The 19,365-nt window shown below is 72.2% G+C and carries 24 protein-coding genes; 7 read left to right on the top strand and 17 right to left on the bottom strand.

Annotated elements, in window-relative coordinates; translation table 11 throughout:
* Positions 1 to 33: 33 nt before the first annotated feature.
* Both F8568_RS08385 and F8568_RS08380 read right to left on the bottom strand, forming a co-directional pair.
* Positions 34 to 246 (bottom strand): helix-turn-helix domain-containing protein, encoded by a 213-nt coding sequence (locus F8568_RS08385; protein WP_021596738.1) that lies wholly within the window; start codon positions 244 to 246, stop codon positions 34 to 36.
* Between the two features lie 116 nt (positions 247 to 362).
* Positions 363 to 1,961 (bottom strand): ABC-F family ATP-binding cassette domain-containing protein, encoded by a 1,599-nt coding sequence (locus F8568_RS08380; protein WP_151592921.1) that lies wholly within the window; start codon positions 1,959 to 1,961, stop codon positions 363 to 365.
* Positions 1,962 to 2,246: 285 nt separating this feature from the next.
* On the opposite strand from F8568_RS08380, the gene F8568_RS08375 reads away from it, so the two are divergent.
* Entirely contained in the window at positions 2,247 to 3,041 is a 795-nt protein-coding gene (locus tag F8568_RS08375; RefSeq protein ID WP_151592920.1) for a VOC family protein, read from the top strand.
* A gap of 81 nt (positions 3,042 to 3,122) precedes the next feature.
* On the opposite strand, the gene F8568_RS08370 is transcribed toward F8568_RS08375, so the two are convergent.
* Genes F8568_RS08370 through F8568_RS08360 form a run of 3 tightly spaced genes read right to left on the bottom strand, consistent with a single transcriptional unit; the run spans position 3,123 to position 5,235 of the window.
* Entirely contained in the window at positions 3,123 to 3,884 is a 762-nt protein-coding gene (locus F8568_RS08370; RefSeq protein ID WP_151592919.1) for an AIM24 family protein, read from the bottom strand.
* Positions 3,885 to 3,887: 3 nt separating this feature from the next.
* Positions 3,888 to 4,541, bottom strand: coding sequence for an AIM24 family protein (locus F8568_RS08365; RefSeq protein ID WP_151592918.1), 654 nt, complete (start codon positions 4,539 to 4,541; stop codon positions 3,888 to 3,890).
* 55 nt (positions 4,542 to 4,596) lie between these two features.
* On the bottom strand, positions 4,597 to 5,235 hold the full coding sequence (locus F8568_RS08360) for an AIM24 family protein (protein ID WP_328600775.1): 639 nt from the start codon (positions 5,233 to 5,235) through the stop codon (positions 4,597 to 4,599).
* Between the two features lie 152 nt (positions 5,236 to 5,387).
* Between F8568_RS08360 and F8568_RS08355 the strand changes: the two genes are divergently transcribed.
* From F8568_RS08355 to F8568_RS08345, 3 genes are all read left to right on the top strand, one after another.
* Positions 5,388 to 5,783: an ABC transporter permease gene (locus F8568_RS08355; protein ID WP_151592916.1), complete on the top strand. Its 396-nt coding sequence runs from the start codon at positions 5,388 to 5,390 to the stop codon at positions 5,781 to 5,783.
* A gap of 105 nt (positions 5,784 to 5,888) precedes the next feature.
* A complete protein-coding gene (locus tag F8568_RS08350; RefSeq protein WP_151592915.1) occupies positions 5,889 to 6,710 on the top strand; it encodes an EAL domain-containing protein in 822 nt (273 codons plus the stop codon).
* The gene (locus F8568_RS08345; RefSeq protein ID WP_151592914.1) at positions 6,668 to 7,021 is read left to right on the top strand and encodes a CBS domain-containing protein; all 354 of its coding nucleotides are present in this window, start codon (positions 6,668 to 6,670) and stop codon (positions 7,019 to 7,021) included. Before F8568_RS08350 ends, F8568_RS08345 begins: the two co-directional genes overlap by 43 nt.
* 113 nt (positions 7,022 to 7,134) lie before the next feature.
* Here the strand turns inward: F8568_RS08345 and F8568_RS08340 are convergent, their stop codons facing one another.
* A complete protein-coding gene (locus F8568_RS08340; protein WP_151592913.1) occupies positions 7,135 to 7,845 on the bottom strand; it encodes a response regulator in 711 nt (236 codons plus the stop codon).
* Entirely contained in the window at positions 7,842 to 9,038 is a 1,197-nt protein-coding gene (locus F8568_RS08335; protein WP_328600774.1) for a sensor histidine kinase, read from the bottom strand. Before F8568_RS08335 ends, F8568_RS08340 begins: the two co-directional genes overlap by 4 nt.
* A gap of 161 nt (positions 9,039 to 9,199) precedes the next feature.
* Here F8568_RS08335 and F8568_RS08330 point away from each other — a divergent pair, with 161 nt between their 5' ends.
* From F8568_RS08330 to F8568_RS08320, 3 genes are all read left to right on the top strand, one after another.
* On the top strand, positions 9,200 to 9,385 hold the full coding sequence (locus F8568_RS08330; RefSeq protein WP_151592912.1) for a hypothetical protein: 186 nt from the start codon (positions 9,200 to 9,202) through the stop codon (positions 9,383 to 9,385).
* Between the two features lie 4 nt (positions 9,386 to 9,389).
* On the top strand, positions 9,390 to 9,968 hold the full coding sequence (locus F8568_RS08325; RefSeq protein WP_151592911.1) for a hypothetical protein: 579 nt from the start codon (positions 9,390 to 9,392) through the stop codon (positions 9,966 to 9,968).
* Positions 9,969 to 10,175: 207 nt separating this feature from the next.
* On the top strand, positions 10,176 to 10,748 hold the full coding sequence (locus F8568_RS08320; RefSeq protein WP_151592910.1) for a Uma2 family endonuclease: 573 nt from the start codon (positions 10,176 to 10,178) through the stop codon (positions 10,746 to 10,748).
* Positions 10,749 to 10,790: 42 nt separating this feature from the next.
* Here the strand turns inward: F8568_RS08320 and F8568_RS08315 are convergent, their stop codons facing one another.
* From F8568_RS08315 to F8568_RS47885, 10 genes are all read right to left on the bottom strand, one after another.
* Positions 10,791 to 11,144 (bottom strand): metal-sulfur cluster assembly factor, encoded by a 354-nt coding sequence (locus F8568_RS08315; RefSeq protein WP_151592909.1) that lies wholly within the window; start codon positions 11,142 to 11,144, stop codon positions 10,791 to 10,793.
* A complete protein-coding gene (sufU, locus tag F8568_RS08310) occupies positions 11,141 to 11,599 on the bottom strand; it encodes a Fe-S cluster assembly sulfur transfer protein SufU (RefSeq protein WP_151592908.1) in 459 nt (152 codons plus the stop codon). Before sufU ends, F8568_RS08315 begins: the two co-directional genes overlap by 4 nt.
* Positions 11,600 to 11,661: 62 nt before the next feature.
* The gene (locus tag F8568_RS08305) at positions 11,662 to 12,945 is read right to left on the bottom strand and encodes a cysteine desulfurase (RefSeq protein ID WP_151592907.1); all 1,284 of its coding nucleotides are present in this window, start codon (positions 12,943 to 12,945) and stop codon (positions 11,662 to 11,664) included.
* Positions 12,942 to 13,709 carry a Fe-S cluster assembly ATPase SufC gene (gene sufC, locus F8568_RS08300; RefSeq protein WP_151592906.1) on the bottom strand — a complete coding sequence of 256 codons (768 nt, stop codon included), beginning with the start codon at positions 13,707 to 13,709 and terminating at the stop codon, positions 12,942 to 12,944. Before sufC ends, F8568_RS08305 begins: the two co-directional genes overlap by 4 nt.
* Before the next feature lie 15 nt (positions 13,710 to 13,724).
* Positions 13,725 to 14,042 carry a bifunctional 3-phenylpropionate/cinnamic acid dioxygenase ferredoxin subunit gene (locus F8568_RS08295; protein WP_151592905.1) on the bottom strand — a complete coding sequence of 106 codons (318 nt, stop codon included), beginning with the start codon at positions 14,040 to 14,042 and terminating at the stop codon, positions 13,725 to 13,727.
* On the bottom strand, positions 14,039 to 15,181 hold the full coding sequence (sufD, locus tag F8568_RS08290) for a Fe-S cluster assembly protein SufD (protein ID WP_151592904.1): 1,143 nt from the start codon (positions 15,179 to 15,181) through the stop codon (positions 14,039 to 14,041). The genes F8568_RS08295 and sufD overlap by 4 nt, the downstream gene beginning before the upstream one ends.
* Positions 15,181 to 16,590, bottom strand: a complete 1,410-nt coding sequence (sufB, locus tag F8568_RS08285) for a Fe-S cluster assembly protein SufB (protein WP_151592903.1) — start codon at positions 16,588 to 16,590, stop codon at positions 15,181 to 15,183. Before sufB ends, sufD begins: the two co-directional genes overlap by 1 nt.
* Positions 16,587 to 17,420 carry a helix-turn-helix transcriptional regulator gene (locus F8568_RS08280; protein ID WP_407924463.1) on the bottom strand — a complete coding sequence of 278 codons (834 nt, stop codon included), beginning with the start codon at positions 17,418 to 17,420 and terminating at the stop codon, positions 16,587 to 16,589. The genes sufB and F8568_RS08280 overlap by 4 nt, the downstream gene beginning before the upstream one ends.
* A 195-nt stretch (positions 17,421 to 17,615) precedes the next feature.
* Complete coding sequence (locus F8568_RS08275) at positions 17,616 to 19,037, bottom strand: amino acid permease (RefSeq protein WP_151592902.1); 1,422 nt, start codon at positions 19,035 to 19,037, stop codon at positions 17,616 to 17,618.
* 47 nt (positions 19,038 to 19,084) lie between these two features.
* On the bottom strand, positions 19,085 to 19,267 hold the full coding sequence (locus F8568_RS47885; protein ID WP_151592901.1) for a hypothetical protein: 183 nt from the start codon (positions 19,265 to 19,267) through the stop codon (positions 19,085 to 19,087).
* Between the last annotated feature and the right edge of the window lie 98 nt (positions 19,268 to 19,365).

The raw sequence follows: 19,365 nt of genomic DNA, 5'->3' as shown, positions 1-19,365 counted from the left end.
GTGGAACCCGCGCCCGTTCCGGACGTTCGTCCGTCAGGACTTCTTGCCCCGGGTCGCGCCGCCGCGACCGCGCAGGTTGACTCCGGACTCGGTGAGGATCCGGTGGATGAAGCCGTACGAGCGGCCGGTGGCGGCTGCCAGGGCGCGGATGCTCTCGCCGGAGTCGTACCTCTTCTTGAGGTCCGCCGCCAGCTTGTCGCGCTCGGCACCGGTCACGCGGGTGCCCTTCTTGAGGGTCTCGGCCACGAGTACCTCCCGTAGTGATGTGGTGACCGCTGCGTTATCCCCCGCCATGATCAGTCATTCCCGCGCGTTCGGCTACCCACTCGGCCAGAAAAGATCTGCGGAAGGCACCCTGCAGGTCACGCAAGTGCCACCAGATCGGCAAACTCGTCACTCCAGATGTCTTCGACACCATCGGGCAGCAAAATCACTCTTTCCGGCCGCAGCGCGTCCACCGCACCCTCATCGTGGGTCACCAGGACGATGGCGCCGGCGAAGGTGCGCAGCGCCCCGAGGATCTCCTCGCGGCTCGCCGGATCGAGGTTGTTGGTGGGCTCGTCCAGCAGCAGCACGTTGGCGCTGGACACCACCAGCATCGCCAGTGCCAGCCGGGTTTTCTCGCCGCCGGACAGCACGCCCGCGGGCTTGTCGACGTCGTCGCCGGAGAACAGGAAGGAGCCCAGGATCTTGCGGACCTCGACGGGCGCGAGGCCGGGTGCGGCCGCCTGCATGTTCTCCAGCACCGAGCGCTCGACGTCGAGCGTCTCGTGCTCCTGGGCGTAGTAGCCGATCCGCAGGCCGTGACCGGCCACGACGGTGCCGGTGTCGGGCTTGTCGACCCCGGCCAGCATGCGCAGGAGGGTGGTCTTGCCCGCTCCGTTCAGGCCCAGCACGACGACCCGGCTGCCCCGGTCGATGGCCAGGTCCACGTCGGTGAAAATCTCCAAAGATCCGTACGATTTCGACAAACCCTCGGCGGTAAGGGGGGTTTTGCCACAAGGTGCCGGGTCCGGGAAGCGAATTTTGGCCACCTTGTCGGCCTGCCGCTCCCCCTCGACCCCGGCGAGCAGCTGCCGGGCCCGCCGGTCCATCTGCTGCGCCGCCTTGGCCTTGGTCGCCTTCGCGCGCATCTTGTCGGCCTGCGACAGCAGCGCCGACGCCTGCCGCTGCGCGTTGGCCGTCTCGCGCTTGCGCCGCCGCTCGTCCGTCTCGCGCTGGTCGAGGTACTTCTTCCAGCCGACGTTGTAGATGTCGATGACGCTGCGGTTGGCGTCCAGGTGGAAGACCCGGTTGACGACCACGTCCAGCAGGCCGACGTCGTGGCTGATCACGACCAGGCCGCCCTGGTGCGACTTCAGGAAGTCGCGCAGCCAGACGATCGAGTCGGCGTCCAGGTGGTTGGTCGGCTCGTCCAGCAGCAGCGTGTCGGCGCCGGAGAACAGGATGCGGGCCAGCTCGACGCGGCGCCGCTGCCCGCCCGACAGGGTGCCGAGCGGCTGCCCCATCACCCGGTCGGGGAGCCCGAGGCTGGAGGCGATCGAGGCGGCCTCGGCCTCGGCGGAGTAGCCGCCGAGCACGTGCAGCCGCTCCTCGAGCCGCCCGTACCGGCGGACGGCCTTGTCGCGCTCCTCGCCGGTCGCGGTGGCCATCGCCTCCTCGGCGGCGCGCAGCTTGCGGACGACCTCGTCCAGCCCCCGCGCCGACAGGATGCGGTCGCGGGCCAGTTCGTCGAGGTCGACGCCGCGCGGGTCCTGCGGGAGGTAGCCGATGGTGCCCGAGGACGTGACGCCGCCCTGCGCGGGGATCGACTCCCCGGCCAGCACCTTGGTGAGGGTGGTCTTGCCGGCGCCGTTGCGGCCGACGAGGCCCACCCGGTCGCCGGGGTTGACCCGGAACGAGGCGGACTCGATCAGCAGCCGGGACCCGGCGCGCAGCTCGATGTCTTTCGCGATGATCACAGTGACAGGGCTCCCCTGACGGACGGCTCGATGGACAGGCGCACGAAACAGCGCGCCGCGCGGTCCATCCGACCGGGGGCGCGCTGGGCGGCCTGTCAGCTCGGGAGCGAAACCATCAGCCCAGTGTACGTGAAACGGGGGCCGCTCCCGGCCATGCCGATCCCGTCCGGGCCGATCCCGTCCGGGCCGATGTGTGAACGCCGCGCCTCGGGCCAGGATGGGAGTACGGCGGGCGGCGCAGGACGCCGGGGCCGCGAGGCCCCTGCACGAAGGAGTGTGAGTCGGATGACCCAGGTCACGAGCAACGTGCCGGAGGGCACCCCGAACTGGCTCGATATCGGCCTTCCGGACCTGGACCGGGCCAAGACGTTCTACGGGACCCTTTTCGGCTGGCGGTTCGAGGACGCCGGGGCGGAGGCGGGCCACTACAACCAGTGCAAGCTGCGCGACGTGCCGGTGGCCGGGATGATGCAGAACCCCGAGGACCAGCCGGACGAGTACTGGTGGACCGTCTACATCGCCGCAGACGACTGCGACGGGATCGCCAAGCGCGCCGCCGACGCCGGCGGCGAGATCGTCGTGCCGCCCATGGACGTGATGAGCATCGGCCGCATGGCGATCGTCAGGGACCCGCAGGGCGGGCAGTTCGGCCTGTGGCAGGGCCGGGACCACCACGGCTCGGGGATCGTGAACGAGCCGGGCTCGTTCGTCTGGAACGAGCTCGTCACCCCCGACTCCAAGGCCGCGGGCGACTTCTACCAGGCGGTGTTCGGCTACGAGCTGGAGCCGATGCCGGGCGACATGGACTACACCGTGCTGAAGCGCGCCGCGGACGGCCGCTACATCGGCGGCATCCTCGGCGGGGCCGAGCTGGTGCTCGGCAACGGGCGGACCGCCGTCCCCACGTGGACGACCTACTTCGCGGTCGAGGACGCCGACGAGGCGGTCCGGAAGGTCACCGCGGGCGGCGGCACGGTCGACTCGGGGCCGGCCGACAGCCCGTACGGCCGGTCCGCGGCCGTGCGGGACCCGTTCGGGGTCCCCTTCCACGTGATGAAGCCGGCGCCCGAGCAGGGGTGATCCGCGCGGCACGGGCCGTCCGCCGGACGGCTTCCGTGGGCGGTGAGGCCGCGGGGGCCCGGGTCCGCCCGGGCCCCCGCGTCAGCCCTGCCGCTCCGCCGACAGGCGCCGGCTGATCGTCTGCTGGAGCCGCTGCAGCCCCGACGTGCCGACCATCCCGATCTGGCCTTCGAGGTCGCGCAGCAGGACGTCCTCGTTCATCACGACCTCCGAGGACTGCATCAGGACGGTGCCCGCGCCGGTGAAGTCGAACTGGTGCTCCTCGCCCGACGACCCGCCGATCCCGAACACCATCCGGGCCGCGCCGAACGCGCCGCGCATGTAGGAGTGGTCGTAGTGGTGGCAGGGCGACGGGCAGTCCGCCCAGCCAAGCAGCGCCTGCGGGTCGACCCGGATCGGCGGCTCGACGAAGTGCACCGGCCCGTTGGAGGCCGCGACGAACCGGCCCGTCCCGATCAGGGTGAGGAACCCCGGGATGATCGACTGCTTGAGCTCCAGGCCGGGCTCGAACGCCAGCAGGTTCCCGGCGCGGACGGTGAGGTTGCCGTCGTCGAGGTCGAAGGAGTTGACGTCGAACCCGCGGTCGGCGAGGACGAGCTTGCCCCGCCCCTGCGCGACGATCCAGTCGTGCGCGTACAGCGGCGAGTTGAAGGTGTGCGCGACCAGGGCGTCCAGCGGCCCGGCCGACAGCGCCTCGAACCTGATCTGCCCGTAGTAGGCGATCATCTTGCCCTTCTGCGCGAACCACTCGCCGTTGAGGTCGACGCTGAAGGCGTAGGGGTTGACGTTGTCGTTGGACGGGAGGGTGACCGCGTTCCAGGTCTGCGTGCCGAAGCTGCTCACGGGTCAGATCTTCCTCTCGCTGGCCTGGACGTAGACGACGCCGGAGCCGCTCAGCTCGAGCTGGAAGCCCTCGCCCGAGCCGCGCCCGATGAGGTCGCGCAGGCCCACCGCCGTGGTGAGCCTGTTCTGCACCTGGCCGCGGTGGGCCACATAGGCCTGCGGGTCGACGTGGACGGGGCGCTGCGGGCCGATCGGCAGCTCCATGACGCCGCCGTGCGACAGCAGCGCGCACGAGCCCTGCCCGGACAGCGTGGTGGTGAACAGGCCCTGCCCGGTGACGGCGCCGCGCACGATGCCGCGCACGCCGCCCTGCTCGCCCATGAACATGGTCCCGACCTGCAGCGACGCGTCGTGCACCAGCAGCCGGTCGGCCTCCACGAACAGGGTGTCGGCGCCGGACAGGTCGACGACGGACACGTGCAGCCCCGCGTGCCCGAACATGACCTCGCCCTGCCCGGTGACGTGCATCATCGCGCTGCGCTCGCCGGCGACGGCGCGTCCGATGGCGCCGCCGATGCTCTGCCCCGCCGTGGTGGACGCCGCGAACGCCACCGACCCGGTGTAGGCGAGCATCGCGCCGCGCTTGCTGTAGACCTCCCGCCCGGGCCCGACGGGCACCTGGAGCATCTTGGAGGTGATCTTCTGGTAGCCGGGCATCAGTTCCTCCCGAGGGGGGACGACCCCCCACGCCCCCCGCACGACTTCGTCGTCATCAGATCTCCAGAATCCCGCCGCGCTCGGCCGGCTGGACGTACACCAGGCCGTGCCCCTGGTACCGGAACTGGACGCTCTCGCCCGAGCCCTGGCCGATGACGGTCCGCCAGTTGACGTCGGTGACGACGTCCTGCCGCAGCTGCCCGTGGTGGCCGACGTAGGCGTGCGGGTCGACCGACAGCGGCGTCTCGGGCGTCACCTCCAGGGCGATCGCCGGCCCGTCGGACACGATCGCGACCGTGCCGTGCCCTTCGACCTTGGTCGTGGCGAGGCCCTGCCCGGTGCCCATGCCGCGCAGCCCGACGAACTGCACGCCGGTGCGCAGCCCGCCCTCCAGCGCCAGGAGGCTCTCGGACTCCACGAACAGGGTGTCGCCGGTCAGCCGGACGAGGGTCACCTCCGCCGCCTCGCTCGCGAGGTACACCGTGCCCTCGCCGGTGACCTCCATCAGCGTCATGCCCTCGCCGGCGATCTTGCGCTTGAGCGCGCCGCGCAGGCCCTCTCCCCCGGTCATCCCCTCCCGTTTGAACGCCATCCGCCCCTCGTAGGCGACCATGGCGCCGTTCAGCGCCCTGATCGTCTCCCCGGCGAGATCGACGGCCAGCATCTTCGAGCCGTTCAGTCGAAATTGCGCCACGATGCGAAAAGATACCGGCCGGGACCCCGCGCGGTCCCGGCATCGGCGCGGTCCCGCCCGGCCGGCGCGCGGACGCCCGCGTCCGGCCTTCATCGCGGCGGGACCGGCGCGTTGCCGGTCCCGCGCGTCCGCCGATCGGAGAGGATGTGCTCATGTGGATCGCTCCCGAACGCCGCAGCCTCAGCCGGTGGGCCGTACCCGGGCTCGTCCTCGGCGCCGGGGTGGTGGTCGGTGCCGTGCTCGCCGCCGACGGACGCGACGGCACCGCCCTCATCGCGCTCGCCGCCCTCGCCGGGTACGCCGGCTACCTGGCCTACCGCCGCAACGAGCCCGCGCTGCCGCTCAGCGAGGGCTTCGGGTCCGGCCACCGCGCCCGCACCCACCTGCGCGCCGCCGCGATGACCGGCGACGTGCTGACGGTCGCGGTGATCGGCGGGCTCGTCGTGCAGGCGCTGCGCGGCGGCGACATCACCGCCTACGTGTGGCTGGCCGCCGTCGCCGGGGTCAGCTACGCGCTGTCGGCGATGGTCGGCGGGCGCGGCCTGTAGCCGCGCCGCGAAGGACCAAGATCATACTATGACCTGCGCGAACTGTGCGTTAACTCTTCCTGACAAGGGTGGTTCCGGACGCCATGGGAGCGGCATGATGCCGCTGTGTCAGCCGTAGATGTCCTGGTCCCGGCGAGGGCGGTGTTCCATCCGGTCGTCGATCTCGGCACCGGCACCGTCGTCGCCGTGGAGGCGCACGCGGGGCCGCCCGCCGCGACCGGGGGGCTGCCCCCGCGGGTCGATCCCGTGTCCGAGGACCTGCGGCGCGCCGCCGAGGCGGCCCGCGCCGCCGCGGACCTGCGCACGCCGCTGCCGCTGCAGATCGGCCTGCGCGCCGAGACCCTCGCCTTCGGCGACCCGGTGCTGGCCGAGCTGCACCAGGGTTTCGCGGGGGCCGGGCGCCGCCCGCAGGAGATCATCATCTGCGTCACCGGGGGCTTCCCGCCGGCGCAGCGCGCCCCCGTCGCCGCCGCGCTGTCCGCGCTGCGCCGGGCCGGATACCTGGTCGGGCTCGGCGGCGTCGGCGCCGCGCACGCCCCGCTCGACCTGCTCGTCGAAGGCGCGTCCTACCTGCTGAAGCTGGATCCCGGGCTGGCCCGCCGGGCGCCGTCCGAACCGCGCCGCTCCGCGCTCGTGGCGAGCCTGGTGGAGCTGGCGCACCGGCTGGAGACGCACGTGCTGGCGCCCGGCCTGGAGACCGGCGAGCAGGTGCTGCACCTGCGCGAACTCGGGGTGCGGCTGGTGCAGGGGCCCGCGCTGGCGCCGCCGGAATGGCGGCCCGGGATGCCATCACCGTCCCCGTCGCGGCGCGCGGCGCCCCGGATCCCCGCGACCGCCCCGACCTCGGCCCCCGTGTCTCGGAGTTCACCCTCCCCGGCGTCACGATGCCGCACACCGCGACCGCCGAAGAGGTGCTGGACGCGCTGAACGCCGAGACGGGCATCACCAGCATCGTCCTCGTCGACGAGCGGCAGCGGCCGCGCGCCACCGTGGACCGCACCCGCTTCCTGCTGCGCCTGTCGGGCGCCTACGGCCACGCGCTGCACGCCCATCGGCCCGCCGCGCGGCTGGCCGACCCGCCCCGTCCGGTCCCGCGCACGGTGCCCGCCGTGGCGGCGCTGCGCGCGGCGGGCCAGGAGGACGAGCGCGTCTACGACGACTTGGTCGTGGTCGACGAGCTGGGCCGCTGCCTGGGGATCGTCCGGGTCTCCGACCTGATCCGCGGCCTGTCGCCCTGACCCCTCACCGCCTCGGGCCGGCGCGCCCCATCGCCCCCGCGCGGAACCGGGACGATCCCCCCGGCCCGCGCGGAACCGGACGATCCTCCTCGACCCGGCGGGCCCGAGCGGGCTCAGCCCGCGCTGAGATCGCCGCTGCCGGTCCCGGGCGCGTCCCGGCCCCTGCCGTCCCCGGGCGGCGCGGAAAAGCCGGAGGCGGCCAGCTCCTGCGCGAGGATGGCGGCCTGCACCCGGCTGCGCAGCCCGAGCTTGGCGAGGATGCGGCTGACGTGCGTCTTCGTGGTCGTCTCCGCCATGGACAGGCGCCCGGCGATCTCCCCGTTCGACAGGCCCTCCCCGAGGCACGCCAGCACCTCCCGCTCCCGCGGCGTCAGCTCCGCCACCGCGGCCGGGCCCGGCGCCGGCGGCTCCGGCCGGGCCGCGAACGCGCCGATCAGCCGCCGCGTCACCTGCGGCGCGATGATCCCGTCCCCGGCCGCGACCGTCCGCACCGCCTCCACGAGCCGGTCGGCGTCCACGTCCTTCAGCAGGAACCCCGCGGCACCCGCCCGCAGCGCCCCGAACACGTACTCGTCCAGGTCGAACGTGGTCAGCACCAGCACGTCCGCGAACCCGGCGATCTGCCGGGTCGCGCTGATCCCGTCCAGGCGCGGCATCCGCACGTCCATCAGGACCACGTCGGGGCGCAGCTCGCGGGCCAGCTCGACGGCCCGCTCCCCGTCGCCGGCCTCGCCGACCACCCGCACGTCCGGCGCCGCGCCGAGGATCAGCACCAGCCCGGCCCGCACGGCCGCCTGGTCGTCGGCCACCAGCACCCCGATCACCGCGCTCCCTCCTCGCCGCGCGCGGGCTCCCCGTCCAGCGGCAGCTCGGCGTGCACCCGCCAGCGCCCGCCGTCCGGCCCGGCGGAGAACTCCCCGCCGAGGATCGCCGCGCGCTCCCGCATCCCGATCAGCCCGCTGCCCGACCCCGGCAGCCCCGCGCCGTCCCCGAGGGGGCTGTGCACGTCGATCACCACCCGTCCCCGCGCGTACCGGACCGACACCTCGGCGCACCCTGGCCCGGCGTGCTTGAGCGCGTTGGTGAGCGACTCCTGGACGATCCGGTAGGCGGCCAGCTCGACCGGCGCCGGCAGTTCCGGCAGTTCGCCGTCCGCCCGCAGGCGCGCCGTCAGGTCCGGGCGGCCGGTGCGGCCGACGAGCCGGCCGAGGTCGGCCAGCCGCGGCGCCTCCGCCGGGTCGGCGCCGCCCGCCCCGCCCTCGCGCAGCAGCCCGATCATGCGCCGCATCTCCGCCAGCCCCTGCACGCTGTTCTCCCGGATCACCGTCATCGCCCGCTCCAGGCCCTCCCGGTCCAGGTCGCGGACCTTCAGCACGGCCGAGGAGTGCAGCGCGACGGCGCTCAGATGGTTGGCGATCACGTCGTGCAGCTCGCGCGCCATCCGGGCCCGCTCGGCGTCCACGGCGGCGCGCCGGTCCATCTCGGCGAGCCGCGCCACCTGCCGGGCGCGCTGCCGCTCAGCCTCGGCCCGCGACCGGTGCTCCCGGACGAGCATCGCGGTCAGCACCGGCGTCACCCACACCGCCGCCGCGAGCGCGCCCGCGACCACGCCCAGCGCGAGGTCGCGGGCCAGCGCGCCCGCCGCGGCCAGGACCGCGACGGTCCCGGTGAGGGTCGCGCCGAGCAGCCACTCCGCCGTCCGGCGCGGCCGCCCGTAAAGGCTCGCCGCGTACAGGGCGTCCCCGTAGATCATCGCTGTGGCGATGGACGGGCCGAACGCCACGTCGAGGAAGTTGAACGGGGTGGAGACCGCCAGCGCGGTGAGCGGCGCCGTGCGCCGCAGCAGCATCGCCCCGCACAGGCCCGCGAGCGGCAGCAGCCGGAGCCCGCCGGGCGGCCAGTGGTCCGTCCAGGTGCTGTACCCGTGCGCCGCCAGCAGCACCAGCCCGGCCGCCATCGCCCCGGCGGCGATGAGCGCGTCCTGCGGGGTGGTGAGGCGGCGGACCCTGGAGAGCACGCAACCATCTCAGCATCCCGCCGCGACCGCCGCGTCCACCTCGCTGAGGGCGGCCCGTACATCCTTCGGAGGACCCCGAAAACCTCATCGCCGACGACGCCCCGCCCCTTCCGGACGCCCGACCATCGAAGGGCAGGGCGATCGAGGGAGAGACCAGAGTCATGCGGACCATCGGAGTCATCGTCGCCGCGGTCGGCTTCATCTCGGCCGCGTACCACTACACGGGCGGGGAGAACATCGAGCTGATGAGGTGGTCGGAAGGGCACCAGCCGCTCGCCGGGCTCGGCGTCGGCGCCGCCGGGCTGCTCCTGACCGCGGCCGGCGCGGCCCTTTCCCGGGACCGGTGACGCCATGCTCGTCGGTGTCATCGCCGCGTGCGAGATCGGGTTCTGGGTCGTGCTCGCGGCGGGCCTGGCCGCCCGCTACCCGCTGCGGATGCGGCGGACCGGCGCGGCGCTGCTGCTGGCCGTCCCGCTGGTCGACGTGGTGCTGCTCGTGGCCACGGTCGCCGACCTGCGCGGGGGCGCGACCGCCGGGTTCGCCCACGGCCTCGCGGCGGCCTACCTCGGCTACTCGCTCGCGTTCGGGCACAGCATGGTCCGCTGGGCCGACGAGCGGTTCGCGCACCGCTTCGCCGGAGGCCCGCCGCCGCGCCGCAAGCCGCGGTACGGCCGGGCGCGCGCCCGCTACGAGTGGGTCGAGTTCGGCAAGGCCGCCGTCGCGACGGCGATCGGCTGCGCGCTGCTCCTGGCGATGATCGCGCTGGTCGGCGACGCCGGCCGCACCGCCGCCCTGACCGGCTGGACGGCCCGGCTCGGGCTCGTCCTCGCGGTCTGGTCGCTGTGGCCGATCACCCACACGCTGTGGCCGTCCGAGCCGAAGGTCGGCGCGGCTAGCCGGCCGCCCGCAGAGCGCGCGCGGCCAAGGTGACGATCGGCAGGTCGAACTCGCCCTCGGCGGTCTCCGGCGTCCCCCGCAGGAACCGGCAGCGGGATCGCCTCCGCGCTCCCGCCGAACGACGAGGCCCGCCGCGCCACCAACCCGGGATCACTGTCAGGAAAGGCATCCTTCACACCGCCCCACCCTAAACGCTCTTGAAGGAGGGCCCTGCTAAGTACCCTGACTAAGGTGGGTGGTATGGAAGGGCATTTGTTCGACGCGGACACGATCGCCAAGGCACTCGAACAACTCTCGGAATTCGCCGAGACGAGGGGCTTCACCTTCGCGAAGTTCGAGTCGATCGGTGACCAGATCGTCATGCTCGCCGGCACCCGATGGGAACACGACGACATCATCGCCCAGATCAGAGAACAGGTGCCCCGGCACCGCCGTTGCAAGATCACTAACGTCGATCTCCAGCTCACCAGCGAGCCACGGGAGCCGATTCCCGACCTCATCGTCCTGCCGGAACCGCTGGCCCAAGGAGAGAAGCCTTGGGCTCATGAGACCGAGCTCCTCGTGGAGGTCGTCTCCCAGCGCAACTACCGCGAGGATTATGAGGGCAAACGACGGCGGTACGCGCAGTCGGGAGCCCCGCAGTACCTGCTCGTGGATCCGCGGGACGGGGTGTGCGTGCTCTACACGGAGCCGATCAAGTCCGAGGGCACCTACAAGGAGATCGTGAGCACGGACTTCGGCGAGCCGATCAGGGGCGTGCTCTGCATGGACGGCGCCGACCTGGACACGTCCGAGTTCCTCAGGTACACCTGAGGCCGCGCCCAAGCGGGGGCGCGGCCTCCTGAGGCGTCGCGGTCAGACGTTGAAGCCGAGGGCGCGGAGCTGGTCGCGGCCCTCGTCGGTGATCTTGTCCGGGCCCCACGGCGGCAGCCAGACCCAGTTGATCTTGACGTCCTTGACCAGGCCCTCCAGCGCGCTGTGCGCCTGGTCCTCGATCACGTCGGTGAGCGGGCAGGCGGCGCTGGTGAGGGTCATGTCCAGCGTGACGACCTCGTCGGCGAGGTCCACCCCGTACACCAGGCCGAGGTCGACCACGTTGATGCCGAGCTCGGGGTCGACGACGTCCTTCAGCGCCTCGAGGATCTCCTCGTCCGGGACGGTGCCGGCCGCGGCGGTCGCGGGGGTCTCCTCCGGTGCGGTGTCGCTCATGATGCCTCTCCGAGTGCGCGGGCGGTCGCGTCCTTCCACGCCATCCAGGCGAGCAGGGCGCATTTGATCCTGGCGGGGTACTTCGACACGCCGGCGAAGGCGACGGCGTCCTCGAGGACGTCCTCGTCCGGCTCGACGTCCTGGCCGCGCGACTGCATCAGCGCCAGGAACTCCTCCTGGACCGCCATCGCCTCCTTGACGGACCTGCCGATGATGAGATCGGACATCACCGACGCGCTGGCCTGGCTGATCGAGCAGCCCATGGCGTCGTAGGAGACGTCCGCCACCGTGGCGTCCTGGCCGTCGCCGTCCAGGTGGACGCGGAGCGTCACCTCGTCCCCGCAGGTCGGGTTGACGTGGTGCGCCTCGCCCTCGTACGGCTCCCGCAGCCCCTTGTGCAGGGGGTTGCGGTAGTGGTCCAGGATGACCTCCTGGTACATCGCCTCCAGCTGCATGGCGTCCTTTCCAAGCCTTTCTCGCTACAACCGGGCTCCGGCGCGGGCTGTTCCTGCGGCCGTCAGGAGACGGTGCCGAAGAACCTCTGCGCCTGCCGCACCCCGTCGGCGAGCGCGTCGATGTCCGACAGGGTGTTGTAGAGGTAGAACGTCGCGCGGGTGGTGGCCGGGATGCCGAAGCGGCGGCAGATCGGCCACGCGCAGTGGTGCCCGACACGCACCTCGACGCCCAGGTCGTCCAGCACCTGGCCGACGTCGTGCGGGTGGATGTCCCCGACGGTGAACGACACGGCCCCGCCGCGCGCCTCGGTGCTGCCCGGGCCGATGATCCGGACGCCGGGGATCTCGCCGAGCCGCTCCAGCGAGTAGGTGATCAGCGCCTCCTCGTGGGCGTGGACGCGGTCCATGCCGATCCCGGTGAGGTACTCGCAGGCCGCGCCGAGCCCGATCGCCTGCGCGGTCATCGGGACGCCGGCCTCGAACCGCTGCGGCGGCGGCATGAACGTGGTCGCCTCCATGCGCACGACCTCGATCATGGATCCGCCGGTGATGAACGGCGGCATCGCCTCCAGCAGCTCCGAGCGGCCCCACAGCACGCCGATGCCGGTCGGGCCGAGCATCTTGTGCCCGGAGAACGCCAGGAAGTCGGCGCCGAGCTCGGCGACGTCCACCGGCTGGTGCGGGACCGACTGCGCGCCGTCCAGCAGGACGAGCGCGCCGACGGCGTGCGCCCGCTCGGCGATCAGCCTGATCGGTGGGACCGTTCCGAGGACGTTCGACTGGTGCGTCAGCGCGACGAGCTTCGTGCGCTCGTTGACCAGCTCGTCCAGGTGCTCCAGGTCGAGGCGGCCGTCGTCGGTGATGCCGAACCAGCGCAGCGTCGCGCCCGTGCGCCGGCAGAGCTGCTGCCACGGGACGAGGTTGGCGTGGTGCTCCATCTCCGAGACGACGATCTCGTCGCCGGGGCCGACCTTGAAGCGCTCGGCCTCCGGGCCCGCCGTGGCGGCGTTGCTCATCGCGTACGCCACGAGGTTGATTCCCTCGGTGGCGTTCTTGGTGAACACGATCTCGCCGGGCGTCGCGCCGATGAACCGGGCGATCGACGCGCGGGCGTTCTCGTACGCCTCGGTGGCCTCCTCGGCGAGCAGGTGCGCGCCGCGGTGCGGCGCCGCGTTGTGCCGCTCGTAGAACTCGCGCTCGGCGTCCAGCACCCGCGTCGGCTTCTGCGACGTCGCGCCCGAGTCGAGGTACACCAGCGGGCGCCCGCCGCGGACGGTGCGCTGCAGCAGCGGGAAGTCCTTCTTGAGCTCCTCGGGGAGCAGCGTCCCCTCGGACAGAAGCGTCATAGGGTCGCCTCCGCCTTCACGTACTTCTCGTAGCCCTCGTTCTCGAGCTGGTCGGCCAGCTCCGGGCCGCCCTCGGCGACGACGCGGCCGGCGGCGAACACGTGCACGAAGTCCGGCTTCACGTACCGCAGGATGCGCGTGTAGTGCGTGATCAGCAGGACGCCGGTCTCGCCGCCCGCGGAGAACCGGTTGACGCCCTCGGACACGACCTTCAGCGCGTCGACGTCCAGGCCGGAGTCGGTCTCGTCCAGCACGGCGACCTTCGGCTTGAGCATCTCCAGCTGGAGGATCTCGTGCCGCTTCTTCTCGCCGCCGGAGAAGCCCTCGTTCAGGCTGCGCTGCGCGAACGCCGGGTCGATGGACAGCTCGTCCATCGCCCGCTTCATCTCCTTGGAGAACTCGCGCAGCTTCGGCGCCTCGCCGCGCACCGCGGTGACCGCCGAGCGCAGGAAGTTCGACACCGACACCCCGGGCACCTCGACGGGGTACTGCATCGCCAGGAACAGCCCGGCGCGGGCGCGCTCGTCGACGGACATGCCGAGCACGTCCTCGCCGTCCAGCGTCACCGTGCCGGAGGTCACCTCGTACTTCGGGTGGCCGGCGACGGCGTAGGCGAGGGTGGACTTGCCGGAGCCGTTCGGCCCCATGAGCGCGTGGGTCTCGCCGGCCTTGACGGTCAGGTCGACCCCGCGCAGGATCTCCTTCGTCCCGTCGGACCCGTCGGCGACGGAGACGTGGAGGTCGCGGATCTCAAGCGTGGCCATGGTGGTTGTCGTTCCTCAATCGTCGGAGCCGAGCGAGACGTAGACGTCGCCGTCCTCGACCTTGACCTTGTAGGTGGCGACCGGCTGCGTGGCCGGCGGGTTGGTGGGCTTGCCGGTGCGCAGGTCGAAGCAGGACCCGTGCAGCCAGCACTCGATGGTGCCGTTGTAGATCTCGCCCTCGGACAACGACACCTCGGCGTGCGAGCAGATGTCGTTGACGGCGTACACCTCGCCGCCGGTGCGGGCCAGCGCGACCGGCGTGTCGCCGATCTCGACGCCGAGGGCCCCGTCCTCGGGGATCTCCTCCAGCGCGCACACCTTGACGAAGCTCATCGGTCACCCGCCCGCACGTCCAGCTCGGCCTCGATCGCCTCGGCGACCTTCTCGCGCACCTCGGCGACCTCGATCCGCTCGACCAGCTGGCCGAGGAACCCGCGCACCACCATGCGGCGCGCCTCGTCGAAGGTGATGCCGCGCGCCTGCAGGTAGAACAGGTGCTCGTCGTCGAGCCGGCCGGACGCCGAGGCGTGCCCGGCGCCGGCGACCTCGCCGGTGAGGATCTCCAGGTTCGGCACCGAGTCGACCCGCGTCCCGTCGGTCAGGACGAGGTTGCGGTTCAGCTCGTAGGTGTCGGTGCCCTCCGCCTCCGCGCGGATGATCACGTCGCCGATCCAGACGGCGTGCGCGTCCTGGTCCTGCAGCGCGCCGCGGTAGTCGACGCGGCTGCGGCAGTTCGGCACGGCGTGGTCGACCAGGAGGCGGTGCTCCAGGTGCTGGCCGCCGTCGACGAAGTACACCCCGTACAGCTCGGCGTCGCCGCCGGGCCCGTCGTAGGCGACGGACGGGGAGATCCGCACGAGGTCGCCGCCGAGCGAGACGTTGTGCGAGACGAACCGGGCGTCGCGGCCGAGGCGGGCGTGCTGGTGCGAGACGTGCACGCTGTCGTCGGCCCAGTCCTGCAGGCTGATCACCGAGAGGCGGGCGCCGTCGCCGACGACGAACTCGACGTTGTCGGCGTAGGTCGCCGAGCCGCGGTGCGCGAGCACCACGGTCGCCTCGGCGAACGGCTCGAGGATCACGGTGGTGTGCCCGTAGGCGGCGGCCGACGCGTCCTCGCCGCGCAGCCGGATCACGGTCGGCGCCGAGGCGACGGCCTCCTTCGGCACGGTGACGACGGTGGCGTGCGTGAACGACGTCCACGCCTGCGCGCTGACCCGGTCGGCGGGCGTGTAGGCCTTGCCGAGCCGGGCGTCGTCGCGGCCGACGGTCTCGACGGTCACCTCGGGCGCCGCCTCGACCTCGGCGATGACCTTGCCGTTGGGCTCGGCCGTGCCGTTGTGCAGGCCGCGCAGGCGGCGCAGCGGGGTGAACCGCCACTCCTCCTCGCGGCCGGTGGGCACGTCGAAATCGCCCACCTCATACGATGCCTTCTCGTGCAGGGTCGAGAGCGGCTTGCCGGTCTCCAGCCCCATCAGCCGACGGCCCCTTCCATCTGCAGCTCGATGAGCCGGTTCAGCTCGAGCGCGTACTCCATCGGCAGCTCGCGCGCGATGGGCTCGACGAACCCGCGCACGATCATCGCCATCGCCTCGTCCTCGGTCATGCCGCGGCTCATGAGGTAGAACAGCTGGTCCTCCGACACCTTGGAGACGGTGGCCTCGTGGCCCATCTCCACGTCGTCCTCGCGGACGTCGACGTAGGGGTAGGTGTCGGACCGGCTGATCTGGTCGACCAGCAGCGCGTCGCACTTGACGGTGGACTTGCTGTGCTCGGCGCCCTCCTGGATCTGCACCAGCCCGCGGTAGGAGGTGCGGCCGCCGCCGCGCGCCACCGACTTGGAGATGATGCTGCTGGAGGTGTTCGGCGCGGCGTGCACCATCTTGGCGCCGGCGTCCTGGTGCTGGTCCTCGCCGGCGAACGCGATCGACAGGGTCTCGCCCTTGGCGTGCTCGCCGAGCAGGTAGACCGCCGGGTACTTCATGGTGACCTTGGAGCCGATGTTGCCGTCGACCCACTCCATGGTGGCGCCCTCGTAGGCGACGGCGCGCTTGGTCACCAGGTTGTAGACGTTGTTCGACCAGTTCTGGATGGTCGTGTAGCGGACGCGGGCGTCCTTCTTCACGACGATCTCGACGACGGCGGAGTGCAGCGAGTCCGACTTGTAGATCGGCGCGGTGCAGCCCTCGACGTAGTGGACGTAGGAGCCCTCGTCGGCGATGATCAGCGTCCGCTCGAACTGGCCCATGTTCTCGGTGTTGATCCGGAAGTAGGCCTGCAGCGGGATCTCGACGTGGACGCCCGGCGGCACGTAGATGAACGAGCCGCCCGACCACACGGCGGTGTTGAGCGCGGCGAACTTGTTGTCGCCGACCGGGATCACCGAGCCGAAGTACTCCTGGAAGATCTCCGGGTGCTCGCGCAGGCCGGTGTCGGTGTCGACGAAGATGACGCCCTTCTCCTCAAGGTCCTCGCGGATCTTGTGGTAGACGACCTCCGACTCGTACTGGGCGGCGACGCCGGCGATGAGGCGCTGCTTCTCCGCCTCGGGGATGCCGAGCTTGTCGTAGGTGTTCTTGATGTCCTCGGGGAGCTCTTCCCAGGACGCCGCCTGCTTCTCGGTCGAGCGGACGAAGTACTTGATGGTGTCGAACTCGATCGCCGACAGGTCCGAGCCCCAGGTGGGCATCGGCTTCTTGGCGAAGAGCCGGAGTCCCTTGAGGCGCAGGTCGAGCATCCAGTCCGGCTCGCCCTTCTTGGCCGAGATGTCGCGGACGACGTCCTCGTTCAGGCCGCGCCGCGCGGAGGCGCCGGCCTCGTCGGAGTCGGCCCAGCCGAACTTGTACCTGTCGAGCCCCTCCAGCTCGGGGTGGGCTGTAGTCATAGGGACGTCCTCCCGGACTCCTCGTCACTGGTGTGTGTTCTTTCGGGGGACCGCTCCCCCGCGTCCCCGCCAGGGGTGACGCTCGCTCCGGGATCCTCCGTCCGCCCCGTCCCGCACAGGGAGCGGGGGCTGACGTGGGTGGTGCAGATCCCGTCGCCGTGGGCGATGGTGGCCAGCCGCTGGACGGGGGCTCCCAGAAGCCGGCTGAACGCCTCGGTCTCGGCCTCGCACAGCTGCGGGAACTCGGCCGCGACGTGCGCGACCGGGCAGTGGTGCTGGCACAGCTGCTCGCCGCCGCCCGGCTGGGGCGCCTTGCCGGCGGCGGCGGCGTAGCCGTCGCCGGAGAGCGCCTCGGCGAGCGTGCGGACCCGCTGCTGCGGCGGCGCGTCCTGCACGACGGGCCGGTAGCGCCGCTCGAGGTCGGCGATCTGCCGGCGGGCGAACTCGGCGACCGCGTGGTCGCCGGCCGTCTCGGCCAGGAACCGCAGCGCGCTGCTCGCCAGGTCGTCGTAGGCGTGCACGAACGCGCTGCGCCCCGCGTCGGTGATCGCGAACCACTTGGCGGGACGGCCGCGGCCGCGGCGGATCTGCGGCGTCCGCGCCTTGCGGATCTCGATCATGCCCTCGGCCAGCAGCGCGTCCAGGTGCCGGCGGATCGCGGCGGGCGTGAGACCCATCCGCTCGCCGAGCGTGGACGCGGTGACCGGGCCGTGCTCGAGGATCAGCCGCGCCACCCGGGCGCGGGTGTCGCGCTCGGTATGGGAGGCGGCCGACGGCACGCCGGACGGGCGCACGGGTGCGCCTTCCGGGGTCGCCTGATCCTCGCTCACGTTTTTCACAACATCAGTGTGCCGTAATTGCTTCCCGCGAAACACCGGAACGGGAATGTCCTAGCTCACGCAGGTTAGCCTTACCTAACCTCGACCTTCTCGCCAGGCGAAAGCGCAGCAGGCCGGCAGCTCACCCGGAAGCATATCGACGGCCGCCGGCGCTTCGGCGACCCCCGTTCCGGCGACCGCCCCTGGTCATCGCGGCCCCCTTCCGGGGACGCCGGACGTCTCGGCCGCCAGCCGCGAGTGGCGGCGCCCGTACAGAAAGTAGGCGACCAGCCCGGCCAGGGTCCACAGCGCGAACACGATCCAGGTCACGCTGCCGAGGCCTACCATCAGGTACACGCAGAGCGCGATGCCGATCAGCGGCGTCAGCGGGTACAGCGGCGTCCGGAAGCCGCGCGGCAGGTCCGGCCTCGTCCGGCGCAGCACGATCACGCCCAGGCTGACCAGCGCGAACGCGAACAGCGTGCCGATGCTGGTGGCGTCCACGAGCCGGCCCAGCGGCACCGCGGCGGCGAGGACCGCGATGAACGCCGCGACGATCACGGTGTTGGCCACCGGCACCGCCCGGCGCGGGCTGACCCGCTGGAACACGTGCGGGACGAGGCCGTCCCGCGACATCGCGAACAGGATGCGGGTCTGCCCGTACATGACGGTGAGGACGACGCTGGCGATCGCGACGACCGCGCCGAGCGACAGGATCATCGACGGCCAGGCCCGGCCGGTCGCCTGGTCCAGCACCAGGGCCAGCGACGCTTCCGAGCCGCTGAGCGAGAACCGGGTCCAGTGCATGGCGCCGACCGCGGCGAGCCCGACCAGCACGTACACCGCCGTCACGATCGCCAGCGACAGGACGATCGCGAGCGGCAGGTCCCGGCGCGGGTTGCGGGCCTCCTCACCGGCGGTGGACGCGGCGTCGAACCCGATGTAGGAGAAGAACACCTTGGACCCCGCGGCGCTGATGCCCGCCCAGCCCATCGGCGCGAACGGGCTCAGGTTGCCCGAGCGGAACGCGGTGAAGGCGACCGCGCAGAAGAACAGCAGCACGGCGATCTTCAGGAACACCATGATCGTGTTGGCGCGGGCGCTCTCGGAGGTGCCGCGCAGCAGCAGCAGCGCCGCGAACACCACCACGACCACGGCCGGGAGGTTGAGCAGCCCGCCGTCCCCCGGCGGGCCGCTGACCGCGGCGGGCATCGTGCCGGCGCCCGCCTTTTCGAGGAACTCATTGAGGTAGGAGCCCCATCCGACCGCGACCGCCGACACCGAGACCGCGTACTCCAGCAGCAGGCACCACCCGCACACCCACGCCACCAGCTCGCCGAGCGTCGCGTAGGCGTAGGAGTAGGACGAGCCGGACACCGGGATCGTCCCGGCCAGCTCGGCGTAGGACAGCGCGGAGAACAGCGCCGTCACGGCGGCGAGCACGAACGCCAGCACCACCGCCGGGCCCGCCTTCGGCACCGCCTCCCCGAGCACGACGAAGATTCCCGTGCCGAGGGTCGCGCCCACGCTGAACAGGGTCAGCTGCAGCAGGCTCATCGAGCGCCGCAGCTCGCCGCCCTCGCCGTGCCCGCCCTCGGCGACGATCCGGTCGACCGGCTTGGTCCGCACCAGCGAGCGTGCGAACGACCCCCGGCCCGCCCCCGCGCCCGTCCGGGTCACAGCGCGCCCGCCCGGGTCACGGCGTGCTCGCCGGCGGCCAGGTCGTGCGGGGTCACGATCGTGCCCGCCTTTCGCCTCCTGCCGGTCCGTGTCGTGGTGCCGCATCCGCGCTGGGGCCCGGCGTCCGCCGTCTCACCGCGCTTGACCAGCACGGTCCCGCCGAGCACGACGACCCGCATGGCCCCCCTCCCCGCGGCCCCGGCACCGGTCCGCCCCCGGCGACAGGCCGAGAGCTTCCCGCCGCCCCGCGGGCGAAACCAGCCCCGTCACACGCCGA

The sequence above is a fragment of the Actinomadura physcomitrii genome (assembly GCF_008923205.2).
Classification (GTDB): Bacteria; Actinomycetota; Actinomycetes; order Streptosporangiales; family Streptosporangiaceae; genus Spirillospora; species Spirillospora physcomitrii.
This window is presented reverse-complemented; position numbering and strand designations above follow the sequence as displayed.

What these genes read in the sequence shown, in the direction of transcription:
- F8568_RS08365 (WP_151592918.1), bottom strand. Translation starts at nt 4,541, where the DNA reads ATGCCCGGCTACCAGAAGATCACCTCCAAGATGCTCCAGGTGCCCGTC.
- F8568_RS08315 (WP_151592909.1), bottom strand. Translation starts at nt 11,144, where the DNA reads ATGAGCGACACCGCACCGGAGGAGACCCCCGCGACCGCCGCGGCCGGC.
- F8568_RS08330 (WP_151592912.1), top strand. Translation starts at nt 9,200, where the DNA reads ATGCGGACCATCGGAGTCATCGTCGCCGCGGTCGGCTTCATCTCGGCC.
- sufB (WP_151592903.1), bottom strand. Translation starts at nt 16,590, where the DNA reads ATGACTACAGCCCACCCCGAGCTGGAGGGGCTCGACAGGTACAAGTTC.
- F8568_RS08305 (WP_151592907.1), bottom strand. Translation starts at nt 12,945, where the DNA reads ATGACGCTTCTGTCCGAGGGGACGCTGCTCCCCGAGGAGCTCAAGAAG.
- sufD (WP_151592904.1), bottom strand. Translation starts at nt 15,181, where the DNA reads ATGGGGCTGGAGACCGGCAAGCCGCTCTCGACCCTGCACGAGAAGGCA.
- F8568_RS08355 (WP_151592916.1), top strand. Translation starts at nt 5,388, where the DNA reads ATGTGGATCGCTCCCGAACGCCGCAGCCTCAGCCGGTGGGCCGTACCC.
- sufU (WP_151592908.1), bottom strand. Translation starts at nt 11,599, where the DNA reads ATGCAGCTGGAGGCGATGTACCAGGAGGTCATCCTGGACCACTACCGC.
- F8568_RS08345 (WP_151592914.1), top strand. Translation starts at nt 6,668, where the DNA reads ATGCCGCACACCGCGACCGCCGAAGAGGTGCTGGACGCGCTGAACGCC.
- F8568_RS08325 (WP_151592911.1), top strand. Translation starts at nt 9,390, where the DNA reads ATGCTCGTCGGTGTCATCGCCGCGTGCGAGATCGGGTTCTGGGTCGTG.
- F8568_RS08295 (WP_151592905.1), bottom strand. Translation starts at nt 14,042, where the DNA reads ATGAGCTTCGTCAAGGTGTGCGCGCTGGAGGAGATCCCCGAGGACGGG.
- F8568_RS08375 (WP_151592920.1), top strand. Translation starts at nt 2,247, where the DNA reads ATGACCCAGGTCACGAGCAACGTGCCGGAGGGCACCCCGAACTGGCTC.
- F8568_RS08320 (WP_151592910.1), top strand. Translation starts at nt 10,176, where the DNA reads ATGGAAGGGCATTTGTTCGACGCGGACACGATCGCCAAGGCACTCGAA.
- F8568_RS47885 (WP_151592901.1), bottom strand. Translation starts at nt 19,267, where the DNA reads ATGCGGGTCGTCGTGCTCGGCGGGACCGTGCTGGTCAAGCGCGGTGAG.
- sufC (WP_151592906.1), bottom strand. Translation starts at nt 13,709, where the DNA reads ATGGCCACGCTTGAGATCCGCGACCTCCACGTCTCCGTCGCCGACGGG.